General features: G+C 60.9%; 15 protein-coding genes. All 15 read right to left on the reverse strand.

From position 1 onward, the window contains the following. Positions 1-61 precede the first annotated feature (61 nt). From J2S31_RS12735 to J2S31_RS12805, 15 genes are read right to left on the reverse strand one after another with little or no spacing between them, the layout of a single operon-like run. Positions 62-3,778 carry a DUF6519 domain-containing protein gene (locus J2S31_RS12735; RefSeq protein ID WP_237099506.1) on the reverse strand — a complete coding sequence of 1,239 codons (3,717 nt, stop codon included), beginning with the start codon at positions 3,776-3,778 and terminating at the stop codon, positions 62-64. Beyond that, the gene (locus J2S31_RS12740) at positions 3,775-5,391 is read right to left on the reverse strand and encodes a phage tail protein (RefSeq protein WP_237099508.1); all 1,617 of its coding nucleotides are present in this window, start codon (positions 5,389-5,391) and stop codon (positions 3,775-3,777) included. The genes J2S31_RS12735 and J2S31_RS12740 overlap by 4 nt, the downstream gene beginning before the upstream one ends. Further along, the gene (locus J2S31_RS12745) at positions 5,388-8,747 is read right to left on the reverse strand and encodes a hypothetical protein (protein WP_237099510.1); all 3,360 of its coding nucleotides are present in this window, start codon (positions 8,745-8,747) and stop codon (positions 5,388-5,390) included. Before J2S31_RS12745 ends, J2S31_RS12740 begins: the two co-directional genes overlap by 4 nt. After that, entirely contained in the window at positions 8,744-9,967 is a 1,224-nt protein-coding gene (locus J2S31_RS12750; RefSeq protein ID WP_237099512.1) for a hypothetical protein, read from the reverse strand. The genes J2S31_RS12745 and J2S31_RS12750 overlap by 4 nt, the downstream gene beginning before the upstream one ends. 8 nt (positions 9,968-9,975) lie before the next feature. Beyond that, the gene (locus J2S31_RS12755; protein WP_237099515.1) at positions 9,976-10,365 is read right to left on the reverse strand and encodes a GPW/gp25 family protein; all 390 of its coding nucleotides are present in this window, start codon (positions 10,363-10,365) and stop codon (positions 9,976-9,978) included. Positions 10,366-10,372: 7 nt separating this feature from the next. Continuing rightward, on the reverse strand, positions 10,373-11,188 hold the full coding sequence (locus J2S31_RS12760; protein WP_237099517.1) for a phage baseplate assembly protein V: 816 nt from the start codon (positions 11,186-11,188) through the stop codon (positions 10,373-10,375). A 20-nt stretch (positions 11,189-11,208) separates the two neighbouring features. Then, positions 11,209-12,345 carry a phage late control D family protein gene (locus J2S31_RS12765; RefSeq protein WP_237099520.1) on the reverse strand — a complete coding sequence of 379 codons (1,137 nt, stop codon included), beginning with the start codon at positions 12,343-12,345 and terminating at the stop codon, positions 11,209-11,211. Positions 12,346-12,348: 3 nt separating this feature from the next. Continuing rightward, complete coding sequence (locus J2S31_RS12770) at positions 12,349-12,639, reverse strand: hypothetical protein (RefSeq protein WP_237099522.1); 291 nt, start codon at positions 12,637-12,639, stop codon at positions 12,349-12,351. Then, positions 12,639-13,286: a CIS tube protein gene (locus J2S31_RS12775; protein ID WP_237099524.1), complete on the reverse strand. Its 648-nt coding sequence runs from the start codon at positions 13,284-13,286 to the stop codon at positions 12,639-12,641. The genes J2S31_RS12770 and J2S31_RS12775 overlap by 1 nt, the downstream gene beginning before the upstream one ends. A gap of 35 nt (positions 13,287-13,321) precedes the next feature. Further along, complete coding sequence (locus J2S31_RS12780; protein WP_237099526.1) at positions 13,322-13,564, reverse strand: hypothetical protein; 243 nt, start codon at positions 13,562-13,564, stop codon at positions 13,322-13,324. After that, entirely contained in the window at positions 13,561-14,964 is a 1,404-nt protein-coding gene (locus tag J2S31_RS12785) for an ATP-binding protein (protein ID WP_237099528.1), read from the reverse strand. Before J2S31_RS12785 ends, J2S31_RS12780 begins: the two co-directional genes overlap by 4 nt. 4 nt (positions 14,965-14,968) lie before the next feature. Continuing rightward, positions 14,969-16,060: a DUF4255 domain-containing protein gene (locus J2S31_RS12790; protein ID WP_237099530.1), complete on the reverse strand. Its 1,092-nt coding sequence runs from the start codon at positions 16,058-16,060 to the stop codon at positions 14,969-14,971. 3 nt (positions 16,061-16,063) lie between these two features. Continuing rightward, positions 16,064-17,092, reverse strand: a complete 1,029-nt coding sequence (locus J2S31_RS12795) for a hypothetical protein (protein WP_237099532.1) — start codon at positions 17,090-17,092, stop codon at positions 16,064-16,066. Positions 17,093-17,137: 45 nt separating this feature from the next. Further along, positions 17,138-17,941, reverse strand: a complete 804-nt coding sequence (locus J2S31_RS12800; protein WP_237099534.1) for a hypothetical protein — start codon at positions 17,939-17,941, stop codon at positions 17,138-17,140. Between the two features lie 10 nt (positions 17,942-17,951). Further along, the gene (locus tag J2S31_RS12805) at positions 17,952-18,461 is read right to left on the reverse strand and encodes a phage tail protein (protein ID WP_237099538.1); all 510 of its coding nucleotides are present in this window, start codon (positions 18,459-18,461) and stop codon (positions 17,952-17,954) included. Positions 18,462-18,481: the final 20 nt, after the last annotated feature.

The raw sequence follows: 18,481 nt of genomic DNA on the forward strand, positions 1-18,481 counted from the left end.
CCGGATGACCCACCGAGATATCAATGTGGCAAAACAAATTATAGCAAACCATGTCCGTCATTCAAGAAATATTGTTCGACCTGATAAAGTCCGGTGCGCTGACCACGCTGCTCGCGCCTTCGGCCAGGTTGTACTCGGCCACCCACATGTTGCCCGACTCGGATTGCGGCAGGGCGAACACGCCAACACCCGTTCGGCAATGCTGAGTGCGGTTCTGGCGTACCATCACCATGCGCCCCAGGTAGCCGTGGATCAGAATGCCCCAATTGTGGTGGAAGGGTTGCGATTTCGTTTTCTTGAACGTGGAGATCTTGATGCGGTTGTTCTCGACCGTCAGGTGACGGCAGTTGCCGACGAAAATACCGGAAATGCCCACGGCCTGCTCCACCGGACGGCGCAGGCTCATGACGTTTCCGGAAATGAAAACGGTGCCGCTGTGATAAACCCGGTTCGGGTTCTTCTGGTTGGCGCTGGTGCCGACGTGGATGCCTTCGTTGACCCCTTCCAGCGAATTGTTGTGAATGCGCACTTCCTCTGCCTGATGACCGGCGCAGACGATGCCCTGCATTGCAACGGAGGGATTTTTCTCCGTGCGCAATCGGTCCCACCATGCCTTCACCTCCGCGAATTTGTCCCGATAAACGGCATCGACGATCAGTTTCTCCGCCTGTGCGCGCAACGCCCCTTCCAGTTTCGATTCTGTTTTCTGTGCGGTTGGAATGTCCTGCACCATCCGCTTCCAGACGTCCGCCGGTAATTCGGATTCAAAACGCACCTGCAGGTTTCCCACTTTCAGCGTCACCTGGTGGGAGGTGGTTTCCTTGGACTCAACCACCTCCACCTTGGTATCGCCGGCCAGCATGCTGCGCCGCGCGGCTTTCATCGCATCGCTGTTATACAAATCCAGCGTGCCCCGCGCGTTGAATATTGACTTCATCCGGCTAGATTGCGATTCGTAAGCGGGCAGTTTCTGCGGGTTGTCCACCACATCATTGACCTGTTTTTCCATGTACGCCATGAATGCAGACTCATCCTTCATATCCGCATCCGCAGGCGGGTTGTCCTTAAAGTAGGCGGTCCACTGTCTCTCTGGAACCGGAGACTTCATGGTGACCTTATAAGTCGTGTCGCCTTTTGTAATATGAAATGTTTTTTCGTCGCCTTTTGTGGTTCCGGTCACGCCGGTCTTGTCGATCTGGAAATTCGAGATCAGGCGATTCACCAGCTTGTTCCGCCGGGCCTTGTTGTTCACGAGAATATCGAAAGTGAGGTTTGCCGGTTTCGGTGTTACGCGCAGGACATTGTCCTCGACCGTGGCCCGCTTCATATTTACCAGCAGAATGCCCTGTTGCAGGTGCCCCACATTGAGCTCGCATTCACGAATGCGCGCGCGGGCATTTTTCATTTGCGTTGCGGTTGCGGAATCATTCATACGTACGGTGACGCAGGTCGCCTTGGTACGCACACCGGCGGCGGTTCTGAAGGAAACGCGTTCCGCCTGCACCGGACCGCAGTTCAACGCGTGCAACAAGCCGTTGCGGCCGTGGAATCCCGTGGACAGCTTTTCGCTTTCCAGATTCACGTCCTCAACGACCACACTCTTGCATCCTTCAAACTCAAACACCTTTTCTCCCTGGCCGAGGGTGAGGCGCGTTCCCTTGCCTGCGCCACTGATCTTGACGTGTCCCTTGTTCTTGAACAGAATCGGTCTGGTAATGCGGAACTCCCCGGTGCGCAGGCACAAATGCACGTCGGTGATGGCGGTGTCGTTTTGAATCTGCGTTTCGATCAACTGCGCAATGTCGCCATCGGCGGGATCGAGCGACAGGGTGACGCATCCCTGACGCCGCATGAGGCAGAGGGTGTTCAACGCATCCTGCACCGTTTTGTCTTCCTTCAACTCATGACACAACTGATCATCGGTGGGGTCCATCGGCAGGTGCCGCGCATTGAGCTGGCAAAGCAACGTCTCCAGCACTTTCGCCACATCCGTGGGCTCGCCCGGATTCTCCGGCTTCCACTTGGGTTCGATCAAGTCTTCCAGGCAGGTCTTGAGGCTGGGTTCGGTGCATTCCGGCAGGGTGAAAGCGATGTCCTCCGCTGTGAGATCACGAATGCGCTCACACAGACGATTGAGAGCCTGTTGCACCGTCTCCAGGCTTTCATCACGCGTGAGCAGGCAATTTTCGGTATCGTCCACATCGAGTGGCAGATGCGCCGCGTTCATTTCGCACAGCAACGCATCGAGCACATCGCGCACCGAGGCTTCGCGGCCGTTCAATCCCGGCCAGTCCGCACCCAACTTGCCTTGCAGGAACGATTTCAGATCCGGCGTGCCCTCCGTGTGGTCGCACGCGGGCGTGTAACCGACGTCCTGCGCATCGAGTTCGGACAGGCGCGGGAATGGAAACTTGCGCGGATGCTCTCCATCCGGACCGGGCCCGTTCCACACCGTATCATCGGTCACCACATCGCCATCAACGATTTTCGCCAGCTTCAGATAATGATGCCGGATGCCCTCCGGCTCCCGCTCCGGAAGGATGACATCCCCCGCGGTGTGCACCCGCTCCCGCACCGGCGCATACCAGTAATCGCCGGGCACGAACACGGCATCGCGCTCGATGCCGCCTTCGTCCTTCACGCGCAGAGCCACCTCCAGGTCGAGCGCGCTGAGTACGATCAGCAATATGTCGTCCACATCGACGTGGCCGGGCGCATCCGCTCCGCTTGCGGTAGACAGCGGGGAAATGCGGTCGGCGCCTTCCACCGTCCAGTTCTGTGCCGGGTTGGCGCGGCTCAACGTGCAGTAACCGTCCCAGCGGCGGATCAGCGAAAACGGGTCTTCCTCACCTTCGGGGGCGTTGCCGTGCACCAGCGGTCCGCGCAACGGATAATCAGCGTTGCGTTGCAGAAACACGCCGAGGTGTTTTTCGCTCGCGAACAGCGCATCGGCGCCGCTGAAAAATTCGTACGTCCATTTCCCGTAATCAAGAAACCCGGGGGGATAATCGGTATCGGTTTCCTGCACTTCGTACTGCTCCGCCCCGTTTTCACTGGACCACTTGAGCGTCAACTTCAACAACCGTCCGGCATTGTTGTATTCCGCATCGTGCACTTCGACCCGGAACAGGTAGTTGCCGATTTCCATATCGAGGTTGACTTCCTCCGCGCAGGGATCGCACGGATCGGGCTCCGTCCGGCCCTGCCGCAGGGTGAGAGACAACGGTGCGTTGCCTTTTTCCGGAAGAGCGTCGATATCCTCGGCGCTGTCCGCCCACTTGACCTGCGCCATGGTCTGCGTGCGCGTGCAGGTATCCGCACCCTGCAGTGCGGGATCGCGCAGTTGGTCGTCTTCCAGCGACGTGACCGTCCGGTCCCACACGTCCACATACAACCAGTGCTCGCCAATGGCGGGCGGAGCGATCAATGCGTCGTTGTTTCCAGGCGGCAGGTCAGCCTGCTTGTCGAACTCGAACGACTGCGGCGGGGCCTCATCTTCCTCCACGCGCGGGCGCACCTCGGCGGGGATGCCGTCCACATACACCTGCCCCCAGCGCAGGACATCCACCTCCCGGTCCTGGTTTTTGAGTGCGATCATGCCGCGGTCTTTCGGCACGCCACTGCCCAGCACGTCGGTCAACGCCTGGTGCAGGCGCTCTTTCACCAGATCGCTCAACTCGTTCCAGTCGGCATCGGTGAGCATGCGGCCCTGCTGTTGATACACCCCGGAATACCGGTTCGAAGGCACGCGTGAGTTTCTGGAAATCTGGGTCTTCATGATTCGATCTCGTCTCCGTTGGTGTCGCCGGGGGGCACCACAAGCAGGCGCGGATCGGGGATCAACGCCGCCTGCATGCCGACCGGAATGTAATCCTGTAATTTATCCAGCATGGCCTGCCTCTGCCGGACCAGAAATTGATGATGATACGCGCCCATCTCGCCGCCTTCTTCGGCGCCTGCGGTGACCGCGTCGGACGTGGCGGGATGCAACACGCCGCAACCACGTTCGCCATAAACGCTGGAAAACAGGTGCACCCTGTCGCGCGTGTTTTTGAATTCGGTCACACCGTTCACCGCCTGTCCCGGTTGCAACCGGCTGAACCGGATGCAGTGCTTGCCGGGGATGGAGGCCACGGGCAACGCAAACTGTACGGGTCCCATAAAAATGCAGTCGCTGGCCTGAAGTTTTCCAACCGTCGCCGTCTTCAACACCGTGGTGTATTCCAACCGCACCAGCCCCTTGTTCGCGGTGACATTTTCCAACAAGCTGTCGCGCATGGTGAGGACGGGGTTTTCCAGGTCTTCCCGTTTTCCCGTCAGGGACTTCACCGTACAGCGCTCCATTTCGAGAAATCCGTTTTCGATGGTGAGGGCATCGAGAAACTGGAGATCAGCAAAGCGGTACACCGCAGGCTCGGTCAACGTCACCGCATCCTCCACCTGCCACACATCCGCATCGACGCCCTCCACCTCTTTCCGTGTGAACTCGATGACCTTGTTGCCGCCTTCATAAAATTCGATGACCTCCAGAAAGTCTGCGTGGTCCGCCCATTTGAAGGCATGCACCGGCGCATCGAAAAACCCCGCGGGAGGCGGATAGTAAAACAGCATGCGCTTGGGGTGGTAATGGCCGCGTTTCCAGTCGGGCGACCGCATGTCCACCGTGCGCCGCGACACGTCCTCATAAGAGTCGGCACGACACGGCGCGCCGTGCAGGCTGACCGCACGCCACGGCACCGACTGACCGCCGAACCGGCTCACCCGTGCGGCGGGGTTGTGCGCTTCGGTCTGCCTGGCGCCGGACGGATGGCGGAAGTCCACCGTCACCGCGGGCAATGCGGGATGACGACTGGCGACCTGCGGAAACTTCTGGTAACGCGTCTCGTCCAAAGCGCTACTGTAACCAAGAGCCGCGGCCCGCAGGCACGGTTTGTCGACGCGCGGCGTGGTGGCGACGCGTTTCCAGCCTTCCTGCAGTTCGACTTCCATCTGCCCGACCGCTTCCGCCAACAATTCGGCCACCCGCAAGGTGCCTTTGCGTTGACGCCAGCTCACGGCATTCGCCACTTCCTCGCGCTGGCCGCGCGCGTGCGGCGACACCAGGCGCACGTCGAGCAGTTTCGCAAAGTAAGGAAGCAACCATTCCTGGCATGCCAACCGATCGGCTTCCAGCGGGTTGTCGGGAAACAGATCCGCCAACCGTTGCTCCAGCGTGTGTTGCACCTGGTCCAGCAGTTCACCGCAGGCGTCGAGATACAATCCAAGGTCGCCGTTGTACCGGTCGCGTCGGCCCTGATTCAGGTTGTGGTCGCTGTTGTCGTTGGTGCGGTACACCGCAGGCAGCAGATCGAACAGCCGCTTTCCATTTTCTTTTCGGGTCGTCGTGGTCATACCAGATATTCCTCCACACGCAGGGTCAACAGGGTGCTCGCCTCTTCCATATGCAGGACCTGGTTGAAGGCGGGACGGATGACGCGGATCGATCCATCGACCGCGCGCGCCACCTGCCGTACCGCATTCGTCGCATTCTCGGCATAAACCGGATCACCCAGTTCAACCGTCGAGTTCTCCACCCCTTCCACTGCTTCCACGACCTGGAACACCGCGCTCCGGTAGAGAGGTTCGCCGAGACGCCGGCGTTTCAGAGTCAGCGCCTGTTCCAGTGCACTTCGCACCGACTTCATGACCTGATCCTTATCAAACTGCTCGGTCTTGACGCGCAGGGTGACCGTCAGCGGAAACAATACCGGCTCAAAGTGACGCAACGCGATGCGCACGCCAGGCAGAGTGTGCGACTTGATGAACTCCGCAATATCCCGTTCCACCTGTGGCGAGCGGATTCCGTTGGCGGGCACCACCACGACTTCCACGTTTTCCTGCCTGCGGTAGCCCGTGGTGCGGAACCACGCGCGCGCCTGCCACACACTGCTGTGACGCATGGCGAGATGCGAGAAATCGGTTTCCGACACCGCACGCTCCAATGTCAACACGCTCGACGGCGCGTTGGTGCGGAGCGACTCGATGCTCTCGCGCTCGTTACCGCCACTCGCCGGGAGCGGTTGCTGAACCTGTTTCAACGCCGGGTGCGGTTTGACCGGTTTCACCACCGATCCCGCCGCCTGGTTGCCGCCCAATCCCGTGCCCTGACGAAACCGGATGCGCACGTTGTTGGTGCCCGTGGGCAGGCGGCGTCCCTTGATGCCGTCTCCGAACACAATCAGCAAATGGCCATCCTCGGTGGCGCGCACGCTGTAATGCGGGTCTTCGGGACGAGAGGCCGTGAGCGTTGCCTGCTGTAGCCAGACCTGGTTGCCCACCTTGACTTCCACGTCGGCGCGTACGCCGAAGGGATGTGTTGCATCCGGCACAAAGGTGACGTCGGTCACTTTCAACTCAAACTGCTGATGCGTGACCGTCGCGTTGCCGCTTCCCAGAACGCGTTCTGGTTTGGTCTCGCCGTGCGACCACACACCGACGTTGCCGTGCACTTCGGTGTGCCCGACGGTGAATCCCGACGCGGCATCAACGGGCGGATCGAGAGTGAGTTCGTAGAGAACGGGATCCGTCTTCAACACCGTGGCCGCATGCAGTACGGGATCTTTGTTTTCACCCTGGTCCATCTTCAGCATCACCCGCCGTCCCTTGACCAGCAGTTCGGGAAACGCGTTCGTGGTACGCGCATCGAGACGCAGGGTGGCTCCGGAGACGGGGTTGGGATTGGGGCCGTAGCCGGTCGGAAGAATGACGTCGCGGAACGGTCCCCGCACCGCGCGCAACGGAGCCTGCGCCGGGAACGTGAGGCCGGAATGATGCGCCGGCGCGAGACGCAAGGTGAAGTGGCCGACCGCATCCTCTTTCTGCAATACCTGCATCGGATAAAAGCGCGGACCACTGCCGGTCCCGGCGTACTCGCCAATCAGCCAGTCGCCGATTTCAAAATCGTCGCCCGCGCCATTGAACGCAAACTCTCCCGCAGGCACGGCTTCGACCGTACCCGCGGGAGAGGCGGAATCCATCACCACGAACAGTTCGTTCATCCAGGAAAACGGCAACTCGTAATACTGTTCCCCCTCTTCGGATTCCACCAGCATATCGGACCAGTTTTTATTCAAGAGATCGAGTGCGTATTGGAGCGGACGATATTTTCCATTGGCATCGATGTAAAGCACAATACGGTGATTCACCGGAAAAAGAAGCTCGCCGTCGCGCTGGATCGACACGGCGTGATACACCTCGGTCCCCTCAACTGGAAAGATATCTCCCGACAGGCGCACCGACTGCGCATCGGCCTCCAGCACCTTGGCAAACCACCACTCATCTCCCGCTTCCCACGCCACCACATTGTCCATGGCAAGACCGTGCCCCGAACCGAGACGCAGGACACCGGGTCCGTTCAACCACGCAACACGGCGGAACTTTGGCCGGATGTGAAGTACCGTCTCCGCGATCACCCAGTCGCGCCAGTCCTTCTGGTCCGCCACCGGTTGCAGTTCGACCGTGCGCGTGGCCTCATCGACAGAATCGATGCGCACCACTGCGGCGTAAAACGGCTGGGAGGTGGACACCATCAACGCCCACTGGCCCGCCTCCACGTTCTGCGTTTTGTCCGCAACCCACACCGCCACCGGTTCGGCGGCGGCCAGCCCCGCGCCGCCCAGTTCCGATAAGGTGAGCGTTGCGAACACCGGCTCATCGAGCGCAATCTGCACACGCCGCAGGGACTCTCGCAATGCCGCCACCGCATACTTCGATTGATCCGACTGCTCGGTCAGATCCGATTCTTTTGCACTGACCAGATCGAGCAGAGTCCGGTTCAGCAAAGCCGACCACATTTCCGCATCCAGTTCAAACTGAGTCAGCATGCGCGCCTTGGTGATGAATTCGCGGAAACGGATTTCATCGTTGTCCACTTCCATTTGCGCCAGTCTCTCCAGCGTCAGGGGATACTGTTCGTTGTTGAGATCGGGATCGGGGAATTCAGCAGGTGGGTACGCACGCGCTTTGAGTTCGTTGTAATACGTTGGTCCCATGCCCTGCACCACATCCGCACGCCGGTCGGAGAGGCGCGCCACGCCGGTGGTGCCGAGATCGCGAAAGGTGTCGATGGAAACGTCCCAGTTCTTCAACTTCATCGCATTCAGAGCGGAATCGATCTCCAGCTCTTCCGCGTTTTCGAAGATCACCATCGGATTGGTTTCCGTTGGCTGATTCTTGACTTGAAACCCGGCGGGCACGACACCGCCTTTGCCTTCTTTTGCCAGCAGGATCAGCATCGTCTGCGCGGAGGCGGGCGGTGCGGGATGGTAGTCCAAGAGATTGACCAGCCGCCGCACGTTCTCCCACTGTGTTGCCGTTTGCAAATACCCTTCGTTGGCGTAGGCGTCGACATGCTCCGTCAACACGTGAATCGACCTGGCCAGCGCGCGCGTGATTTCCCATCCGTAATCCGGGCGCTGTTCGCGATACTGGCGAATGATACGCGCCTGCCGATCTACGGAGTTTTCATTGCCGGCGATGGGTTGGCGGCGCGGCAAGAGGTCCCAGCGGTACTCGTCCTCCTGCCCTTCCTGCGGAATGGTTTGCCGGTTGAGGTCCGGCCACCGGTCCTTTTCCCCCGCAGGATCGCGAAAGCATTGCCACAACTGCTCGCGCAGGGTTTCGAGAAACGTGATGGCGTTGCCATCCACGTATCGGAAACGACTGAGACCCGCGCGGTTCCAGCGTGTGAGATCGTAACGTGCACTCATCCTTTACGCCCTCCATACAGCTTGAGCGTGTGATACCCGCGTTCGGGATGCGCGGGATCGTTGTCGCACACGGCGATCTGCAATCCGGACAGGATGATGTGACCGGAAGTGGATTGATCCGGAAAGCCCCCGCCCACGCGCTTGAACCGATTGAGACAAACGTTCTCCACGCCCTCCACCTGCATCACCGCCTGCACGATGTCGCTTGCATGCAGGTCTTCCCCGAAGCTCAACCGGCCAGGACGGAAAAATCCCTGCGGTCCACGGCCCAACGCCTGCAAAACGGCGCGGCGCACCTCCGACTGAAAAAATTCCGGGCGCACGGTGATGGATAGCGCCATGCTGATGCCAATGGGCTGGATGTCCTGCAAAATCACTTCCTGCCCGGCCATGCGGTAGGCATCGATAAAACGGTGCAACAAGGTGCGCAGGGTGATGTCCACCGCTGCTTCCTCCGGCAGGCCGTCGCGCGTGCGTTGAGTGTGGAAGCGCTGCACCTCACGGCCGAGGTCGGTGAACAGCTCTTCTCCCGGCGGACCATATAACAGATCGCTGATGGAATCGTCGAGTTGCCGGTTGTCCCAGCCGATGACGGCGACGTACACCACGTTCCACGAACCGCCCCACTGAGCCCACGCGTGTGCGCGGAGAACCAGCGGATGCGCTTCCAGCCGCACCGCGTAGTCCTCCAGCGTGACCATGCGGTGCTGGGTGTGGAGGGAAGGTGGGCCCACCTGCCGGGCCCATTCCATCAACTGCGGCCGTTCGCGCCAGCTTCTCTCCAGACTTCGCGTCTTGGCGAGTTCGATTTCCTCCGGCGTCATGCCGGTGGTGTCCTGCGGGTCGAGTTTGTCCCAAGCCAATGCCACCGCGTCGTAACCGATGAGTTTCAGCAGGCGGCGCACCGACTCCGGCCTGCGCGCCGTCTCAAGATAACCTTCGAGCGTGATGCGGTCGAGGCTGTCGGACAACTGATCGAGCATGGCCGCGAGCACTTCGACGATCACCACCTCCATGTCCGCGGGAGTCCAGCGCGAGCGATCCGGAAACCGCGCCGCCAGCTCCTCCATCATGAACATGCGGAAACCGTCGTAATCGCGCACCGCCCAGTCGAAGTCGTCGCCCAGCGGCGGCAACGGGTCCGGGAGGTCCGCCTCGCGCCGGGCGCAGTCCGGGCATCCTTTTTCAAATTTCAGTTCCGATTGAGGGGTGTCTGCCATGTCCGGTCCTAAAAGCTGACTTCGAATTCCTGTTGTTCTTCATGCCGCACCGCCGTCAGCGTGTAGCTGATGACGATGACCAGTTCGCTGTCCACGCCGTTACGCGGTTGCACTTCGATATTGAGACTGCGCGGATCGACCTCGCCGCGCAATGCTTCCGTCAACGAATGCGTGAGCCGCTTGCGACTGAGCTCGCGCAAGGCGGAATTGTTCGGCTCAAAGACAAGCGCGCGCAGTCCCGCACCGAACTCCGGCCGGAACACGCGTTCGCCGGGGTCGGTGTACAACACCTGCTCCACCTGTTCGCGCACGTGGCGGATGCGATCACTGACTGCCACGCCGGATTCGCCGACGCGGAAAGGAAACTTCATATAAGGTGTGTCGCCCAGAAATCCCATGCTCGCCTCACGTCGTGGTGCTGGTGGTGGTCAATGAACTCATCTCTCCCTGCGGAATGGGCGGCCCCGAAGGCCCCACTCCGGTGGGATGAATGTGCGTCGCAAACAGCGAAAGAAATGTCTGCCCCTTGATCAACGGCTCGCCGCCCTGCCCGCCCAGCATCACCTGCGTGCCCTTCACCACCACCTGCTGGCCTTCGACGGTGATGCCGGATGCGGCCATCTCGATCTTGTTGCCGTTGGCGTCCTCCACCACGGTGCCACTGCTGTCCATGGTGAGTGTGTTGCCGTTCGCATCCTCCAGTTTCATACTGTTGTTTTCCGCATCAAGAGTGATGACGTTCTGTGCCGCATCGGTGAACGTGATCGATCCCTGCGGATCGATGATCCATTCCGCTTCGCTGGGATGAAACAGGCGGAAGCGTTCTTCCCCTTCCTCATCATCGAATTGCAGGACGTGACCCGACGGCGTTTTGAACACGCGCGTGGTCGGCTCCGACGGTTCCGCCGCTTCTTCCGGAATGTGCTCCGGCTGTTGCCAGAAGGTTCCCGTCCAGATGGGATTCGACAGTTCGCCTTCCTCAAACTCCACCCACACCTGCGCACCCACCTCCGGCACCGCGAACCAACCCTGGTTCTGCAATCCGCCGAACGGCAGACACGGCAACGCCCAGCCGGTGACCGCTTCGCCCAGGGCTGAAGGCACGGTGAGACGCAGGCGGCCGCGCTTGTCCGGATCATTGTTGTCGTTCACAAACCCGCGGTACTTGCCGTAGTACTTGTTCTGGATCTGCTTGGTGAGATCGACCAGGGTTTGTTCCATGTTCCGGTTTCCTCTTCAGATCACAGCACGCCCAGCAGGGTGTCCACGCTGGATTCCAGGTTGTCGCCGTAGGCATTGCGCATCAGCGTGAATGCCTGCCGATAGCCTTCACGATTGAACACGTGCCGCACCGTGTCCACGTAATAGGTGCCATTGTACTTTTCGCCGACGCCGTCGATGCCCACCGGGTGGCCGACGCGCAGGACGCGTCCATACAGACTGCCGTCAAGTTCGCCTTCGGCGGAAACCTTCATCGAACGCTCGTTGGTCTTGCGCTGGGCCAGGGTGCGCATTTCCTCAGGCGTTTTGCCGCCCTGCCCTTCCATCACCCAGACGAAGTCCGGCCCCTGCCCGACACTGCGCGCCGGTTCCAGGCCCAGCAGAGACAGATCCGGTTCCACCACCTCGCGTTCGGTCTGGTCGCTGTTTTCCGCCGCCTTGTCGAACGCCACCATGTCCGGCTTGTGCCCATCGTCCTGAATGGAGAACCGGTAACAGTGTGTGTCGGCGCCCGCATACACCATCACCGTTTTTTGCGGGTCGGCCTCCAGCCGCATGGGACCGAAGTACACCTCGCCCTTCTCGAAGATCAACTCATAGCCGTTGGCCTCCGCGCGGTCACGCAGGAATCCCGCATCCGTCTTGTTCTGCAATACCACCAGGCCGTCGAGCCCCATCGCGCTTTCCATGTGCATGGCGAGGCCCGGATAACCGCGTACGATTTCCCCCAGGATCAATCCATCCGCCGTGGGTTGTTCCGCACCCCATTCCTTGCGCACCTGCGTGCGGTCGAGGAAGATGGAATCGTCCTGGCATTCCAGCTTGACGGTGGTCGTCGCCGCGTCTTCCGGATAATCGGCCTTGACCTCGCGAATGTAACCGCGCATGACTTCCTCCTCATGCTCGCCGAAAGCCACCTCGATCCAGATGCGTTGCCAGGGAAAGATTTCGGGCGAGTCCTGCACCACCCATTTGCCGAATTCATCGCGGCGCGTGTCGAAAGTGAGCGTGGCGACGAAAGGTTTGTCGCGGCTCGTCTCCACCACCACTTCTTTCAGAAACGGATACAGGTCTTCAATGGGCGTTCGGCCCTCGCCCACCTTGACTATGCATTCCGCCGGACTTCGAAAATCCTGTTGCAACCAGTCGAGCAACATGCGTCACTCCCTCGCACGGGGAATGAGGATGACGCGTCCCTTACCGATGTCGCCGGAGAGGTCCTGCGGAAACAGCACTTCCGGATTGGCATCGACGATGCGGTGCCAGAGACGGTCGTCGTTGTAATAATGCCGCGCCAGCAAATCCAGCCGATCGCCCTCCTGAATCACGTGTTCGATGACACCGGGAACGGAACCGATGGCGCGGGGACGGTATCCCTTAAATACCGGCTGGCCGGTTTCATCGGCAACAAACGGCTTCGACTTCAGGTAGCGTGAGTTCTTGAGGAACATCAGAACAATCCTCCAATGGCGGACGACACGGTGCGCGCGGTGTTGAGTCCCGCCCCGATCACCTGCCGCACCTTCTCCGCTTCGTAAAACGGGTTGTTGCCCTCGATGACCTGAAAACTCAACGTTGCCTGCGCGCGATACGGAACGAGGTTCGGCAGGTGCGCTTTTTCATCGACCTTGACGCTGGTCAGAAACACAGGCAGGACATGTGTGCCCCAGATGAACAGCAGGACCGACGCGCTGGTGTTGCGTTGAAACGCGCGCCCGCCACCGTGCCCCAGGCTGGCCAGCACCTGCAGGCCGCCGGGCCCCTGTGCTTTCGGTTCCACCATGGTGCGCAGGGTGTCGAGTTCCGGTGCGATGCCGTACGCCTTTGCAATCGGTTCGTCGTCGTTCATGCGATCGGTGGCGTCGAGCAGAATGTCGATGGAAAACTCCTCCGCCTTCACCTCCACGCCCTGCGACACCCGCGGCGTTTCCATGGGCGTGGCGAAATCGTATCCACCCGCGGTGCCCGGGGCAGTCTGTTCCTTCAACGTGACCGCGCGCGTGCGCGACAACGATTCCGGGTTGAAATCGAACACCAGCGTCAAAGGCGGAACGCTCAGCGCGTATTCCACCAGGATGCCCCGTGTGACGTTGTACATGACGACTCCTTAAATGAACGCACTCAATTCAAAATTCACCGCAGTTGGCGGTACACCGCATCGGCGATGCGCACTGCAAGCGCCGCTTCACTTTCTCCCGGAACGGTTTGTAGCGGCGGCACCGCCACCCGCTCCACATGGATCGGCCGTTCCCACACATACGTGGACAACCGATCCACCACGCGTCGCGCCAAGCCCTGTGCGCGGTTTTCGTATCCGGGTGGAAGCGAAAGCCGCATCTGCCCGATGACGATGTTGTGTTTCACCGGTGTCTTCATGCACCGCCTCCATGGCCGTTGCCATTGCCGTTGCCTTTCAACGAAGCCGTCAACACCGAACCCGCCTCCGGCAAATGGTGTGCGAGGGCACCGAGGTCGGCGCGCGACCGCGGTGAGGCATCTTTCGCCATCTCTCGCCACACACCCAACGCAACGTGACGGAGTTCGATCGCTCCTCCCTCTTCCGCCGCCAGGCACGCGGCATACAATGCGGCGTTTCTAATGCCGCCCCCGGTCAGGTTCACCGCCTGGCCGAGGAATTGCGGATCGACGTCGTCATGCCTCGGCGCGCGCGGTGGCAGCAATCGTTTCCACAACTGCACGCGCGCCTCCTTGTCCGGGCGCGGGAAACCGATGACTACGTGAAAACGCCGCACGAACGCGGTGTCCAGATGCTCGTGGAGATTGGTGGTCAGGATGCACGGTCCGCGATGTTCCTCGATGCGCGCCAGGAGATGGCTCACCTCCATGTTGGCGTAACGATCGCGTGCGTCTTTCACCTCGCCACGTTTGCCGAACAGGCTGTCCGCCTCATCGAACTGCAACACCATGGGGCGGCCGTGCGCCGCATCGAACAACTGATTCAGGTTCTTTTCCGTCTCGCCAATGTACTTGCTCACCAGTTTGCCGAGATCGATGCGGTACAAGGGCCAACCGAGTTCGTGCGCGATGACCGAGGCCGCCAGCGTTTTGCCCGTGCCCGACGGACCGGAGAACAAGGCCACCGGACCGCCGCCCATGCGCCCGCCCCATTGCCCCTCCACCGTTTCGCGGTGGCGCAACCACAACAGGAACTCGCGCAGGTGTGTGACCTGGTTGGCGGGCAGAACCAGATCGGTCCACGTCGCCTGCTGACGCACGGCAATCGCACCCGGCGGCGGAGGCGGCGGCAGTTGCAAACCGAGAAGTTTCGAGGTGAGGCCCGGCGCAGGCTTGATCGGCGAATACGGATCGTCGCCCTCGATGCGGATCAAACCTTCCCGCCGCAGGACTCCATCCACGCTCAACGCCATGTGAAACATCGGGATTTCATCGTGATCGAGAACCAGCAGTTCGTGAAGCAAGGCGGGCGTGGGATACGGTTGCGACACCCCCGGTTGCAGTTCCAGGTACTGCCAACCGAGGCGCGGATGCATCTCCGCCGCAACCACGCAGGCGAGCACATCGTGATCGAGTTCGGTCAATGCCAATGCGCCCAGCCGCTTCCAGTAGGGATTCGCCGCGCGGCCCGCGTGCACGCGCGCACTGAGTGCGGTCAAACGGTCGAGCAACGCGCCGCTGAAATCCTGCCCCTGCCTGGATGATTTCAATCCCTGCACCAAAAGCTCGATGCGTTCCCATTCGTCGGCGAGGGTCGCGACGTCGATTGCGTTTTCCATGTAATCCGTTTGCGTTTCCATCACATCAACTCGCGGCTTCATGAATGCTGATAAGAAGCGGCTGACTGCGCACCGTGAGCACGGCACCGTCGGACGGACGCGTGTACTGCCGCTCCGCATACACCGCCGCCTGCCCGCGCACCTTCGGTGAAAACTCAGGCGGATCATCGACCGGCCCGCCCTCCGGATCGAACGGCAGGGCGAACGCGGCGAGGTCGCCCACATCCGGCGGGTTGTCGGGGTCGATCCCCGTCGTTACCGGTTGCACATCTTTTGAAGCGCCTTTGGACCGCCAGCCGGAAGCGGGGTCCCACACCTCCCACCGCAACGAAACCGTTTCCGCGATATCGCCCGCCACCCAGATGCTGGGCGTGAAGTTTTTGAGTGCATCGCTGTCGGCTTCGAAACCGAGACTCTCGACGCAACGCGGTTGCGTTTCCTCGCCAAGCACAAAACACAAGCGCGGCGCCCAGTCGAGGCGCGCCGTGTCCACTTCTCCACCACGCGCACCCCACGAGATGGAACCGGGCGCGGACGCCACCCCGCCCGCGCCGCCGAGACCCGGTGTGACCACGGTTCGGAAGTCGCCGGTCATCTGTTTTCCCGGGCTTCGCTTGGAAGGCACGATGGGACCGAGCGCCATTTCGTAGCCGATGGTCGGGCGCAGGCTGACTTCGCTCTGCGTCGCCCACACGTGGTTGAGGTCTTCGTTGGTCAAGGGATGATAAATGGTTTGCAGGCGCACCGACTCGCCGTTCACATTGACCGTCTCCAACACCGGCGTTTCGTGAAACAGGCGCATGACGTGACCGATGAGGCGCAGTTCGAATTCTCCGGCGGAGACGCCATCGCCGTTCACGTTCGATTCCGTGACGCCGAACGCGGTGACCAGGCAGTGCAGACGAATCCACCACGGCTCGTCCGGTTGCAGATCGCTTTGGAAACCGGAAGGCTCGAACCGATGAAAGAACAGATTCACGCGGTTTTTATCTCCCTTCATCGCTTCCGCCGGCGCGCCCATCACCACCTCGACGTTGTCGTCGAGGTCCTTCAACCCGGCGCTCACGAAATCCAGAACCGACTTGCACAGAACGGACAATGAAGACGGTACTTCCATGAATCACACCCTCCTCAAGTACAGACGGCTCGTCCAGTTGTTGGAGGAAGCAGGGGGTTGCGGCTTTGCCGGTTTTTGCGGGGCCTGCACGACGATATCGATCTGACCGATATGGATGTTGGTTTCGGGCACGCGCACCGGTTCCGTGCGGGCGGGTGGAGACGTCAACGATTCCGCAGGGTGCATCGGTTGCTCATAATTGTAAGCAGGCGCTTCCGGCACATGCGGTTTTTGTTCGCGTACCGGCTTCTCTTCTACGCTCCGGGTTGCCTTCACTTTGGACTGTTGCGGAACCGGTTCATGGTCTCCCTCCGCTTCCACCTCCCCGGTGGGGGCTTCCTTGTATGGATACGGCGGAGCGGGGTCCTTATCTCCTTCGACGATCTCACTCACCTCGGAAACGGCCTTGGAACCCGGCGTGGATACAGGAAAGGATGCGTCGTTATCGTTCCGGCCGTCTTCACCCCGGTAAGGAACGGCGGGTTCCCCGATGGATTCCGGCCGGCCCTGCCTTGCGAATGAAGACTCTTCGTTCGGCACTGTGGGAACGGAGGAAGCATCGGCTTGCAAAGGTTTCTCATCGATTGCGCCGGGAAAAACAGGCGCCGATGAAGACTGCGCTTCTTCCTGGGATCGAAAAGGAGGATCGAAAACGGGCGCAGGTCCCTGCTCATGAGGGTATCCGGGGCTGTGCCGCACCGGTGCGGCGGGATTCTGCAGGGTGTCCGGTTCCACAGTGAACTCGACATCGCCCGCGCTCACATCGCGAATGGTTTCGCTGACTTCCGGTTCCGCCGCAGGTGAGCCGATGGACTCATCGCCGGAAGATTCGGGGGCAACCGCAATCTCCCGTGCATCCAGCGCATGGGTCCCATCAACCGCGTTCGAGGCAGGCGGACGGACGGAAGCGTCCTGACCTTCCCCTGCCGCCAACGGTGGCGGAGCTTCCGCCATCGGCATGGTTTGCGGACGCACGCCGATCGGCTTATGGGCCGGGCGGCTGTCGCGTATGATTTCAGAAAAGTAACCCATCGTCGTATCCGAACTGATCCCCGAGTTTGTTCCTCAACCCACTTCTCAATGCATCATGCCGCGGGCTTCCTCCACCAGCGTCAGGTAACGATGGCGGCGGTCGCGCGGCATCTGCAGAATATCCCGCTCGCTCCAGTGGTACGCGCTGGCCAGCCGGTGCACCTCACGCAACAAGCTGTTGCGGCCGCTTTGCAGGTGGGCGTAGGGATTGATCTCCACGCGCGTTTCGGTTTTGCATTCCGGGCATTCGGTCGGCACCCACACCACCAGTTCCGGCGCGACCGACTCGATGGCCAACTCAATCGCGGCCGCGTCATCTTCCGAAAATTCCAATGCCGCCGCATTGCTTTCGTCTTCCACCAGCAAGCGTTGCAGGAGAACGGGCACGGCCCGCGTTTCGTCATCGAGGGCGGCGATGCACTCCTGGTCGGCGCCATTGGGAACGCGAAAGCGGAGGCGACCGTACCGCGTGGGCACGGTGACGAATGGAAAACTGTCTCCGGCGGGTTTGATCGGCAATTCCGAAGGACGCAGGCGTACATCGAACACCGCCTTGCAGGAAGGACAGAGCGCCGAGTGCCACTCCCGCTCCGCATTCAGATGACACGCGAGACGGCGCATGAGAAACTGACGGTCCGCCACGCTCAAATTCCGCACCGACTGAGTGTCCACTTTGCGCCCTCCCACCGATTGCAACGCCAGCGCAAGGACATGCGTGACCCGGTCAGGAGCGGACCGTTCCTGCCGGACCGCTTCCTCGAGCTCCAGCTCCAATGCACCCGTCACGTCGCGGAATCGGAAGCCGCGATCCAGAGTTTTTCCGTTCCACACGCCGCCGGGCAAAGCCATACCGCCCTCCTCACGACTCCGCCGGCTCGTTCACAGCAGTATCCCGCTCCCAGCCCTCGTGCTGAAGCGTGATGCTTTGAATGCCGACGGCATTCATGCTTCCCGCGTCGAGGTCCGGCATGGCCTGGTAATCCGACACCCACGCACGATGCAGAACATAATTGATGGCAACCTGGCCTTGCAGGTTGAGCAGACTGATGATGACTTCCTTGCGGAAGTTCTTGAGCGACATGGCGGAGTCGCCTTCGATGTTGTTGACGAGGTTCGCCCACTCCTCGAACACCGGGTCGTGCGTCAGGCCCTGCTCCAGCGTGATCGGCTCGTAACTCGTGCCGCCGGGCATGATGCGCTCGTGCGACGGGTCGCCTGCCGTGCGCCATTTCACGGGTTCGGTTTTCTTTTTCAAAGCCGTCATTTTGCGCATGCCCGCAACGGGCTTGCCGTCGATGATGACGCGGAACTTGAACGTGCGGTACGGGTCGTGCCGGTGCGCGTTGACGGGGAACATCGGTGCTGCCATAGTCAGCGCCTCCTCTTACG

Origin of the sequence: Nitrospina gracilis Nb-211, assembly GCF_021845525.1 — a bacterium.
In the GTDB taxonomy this organism is placed as follows: domain Bacteria; phylum Nitrospinota; class Nitrospinia; order Nitrospinales; family Nitrospinaceae; genus Nitrospina; species Nitrospina gracilis_A.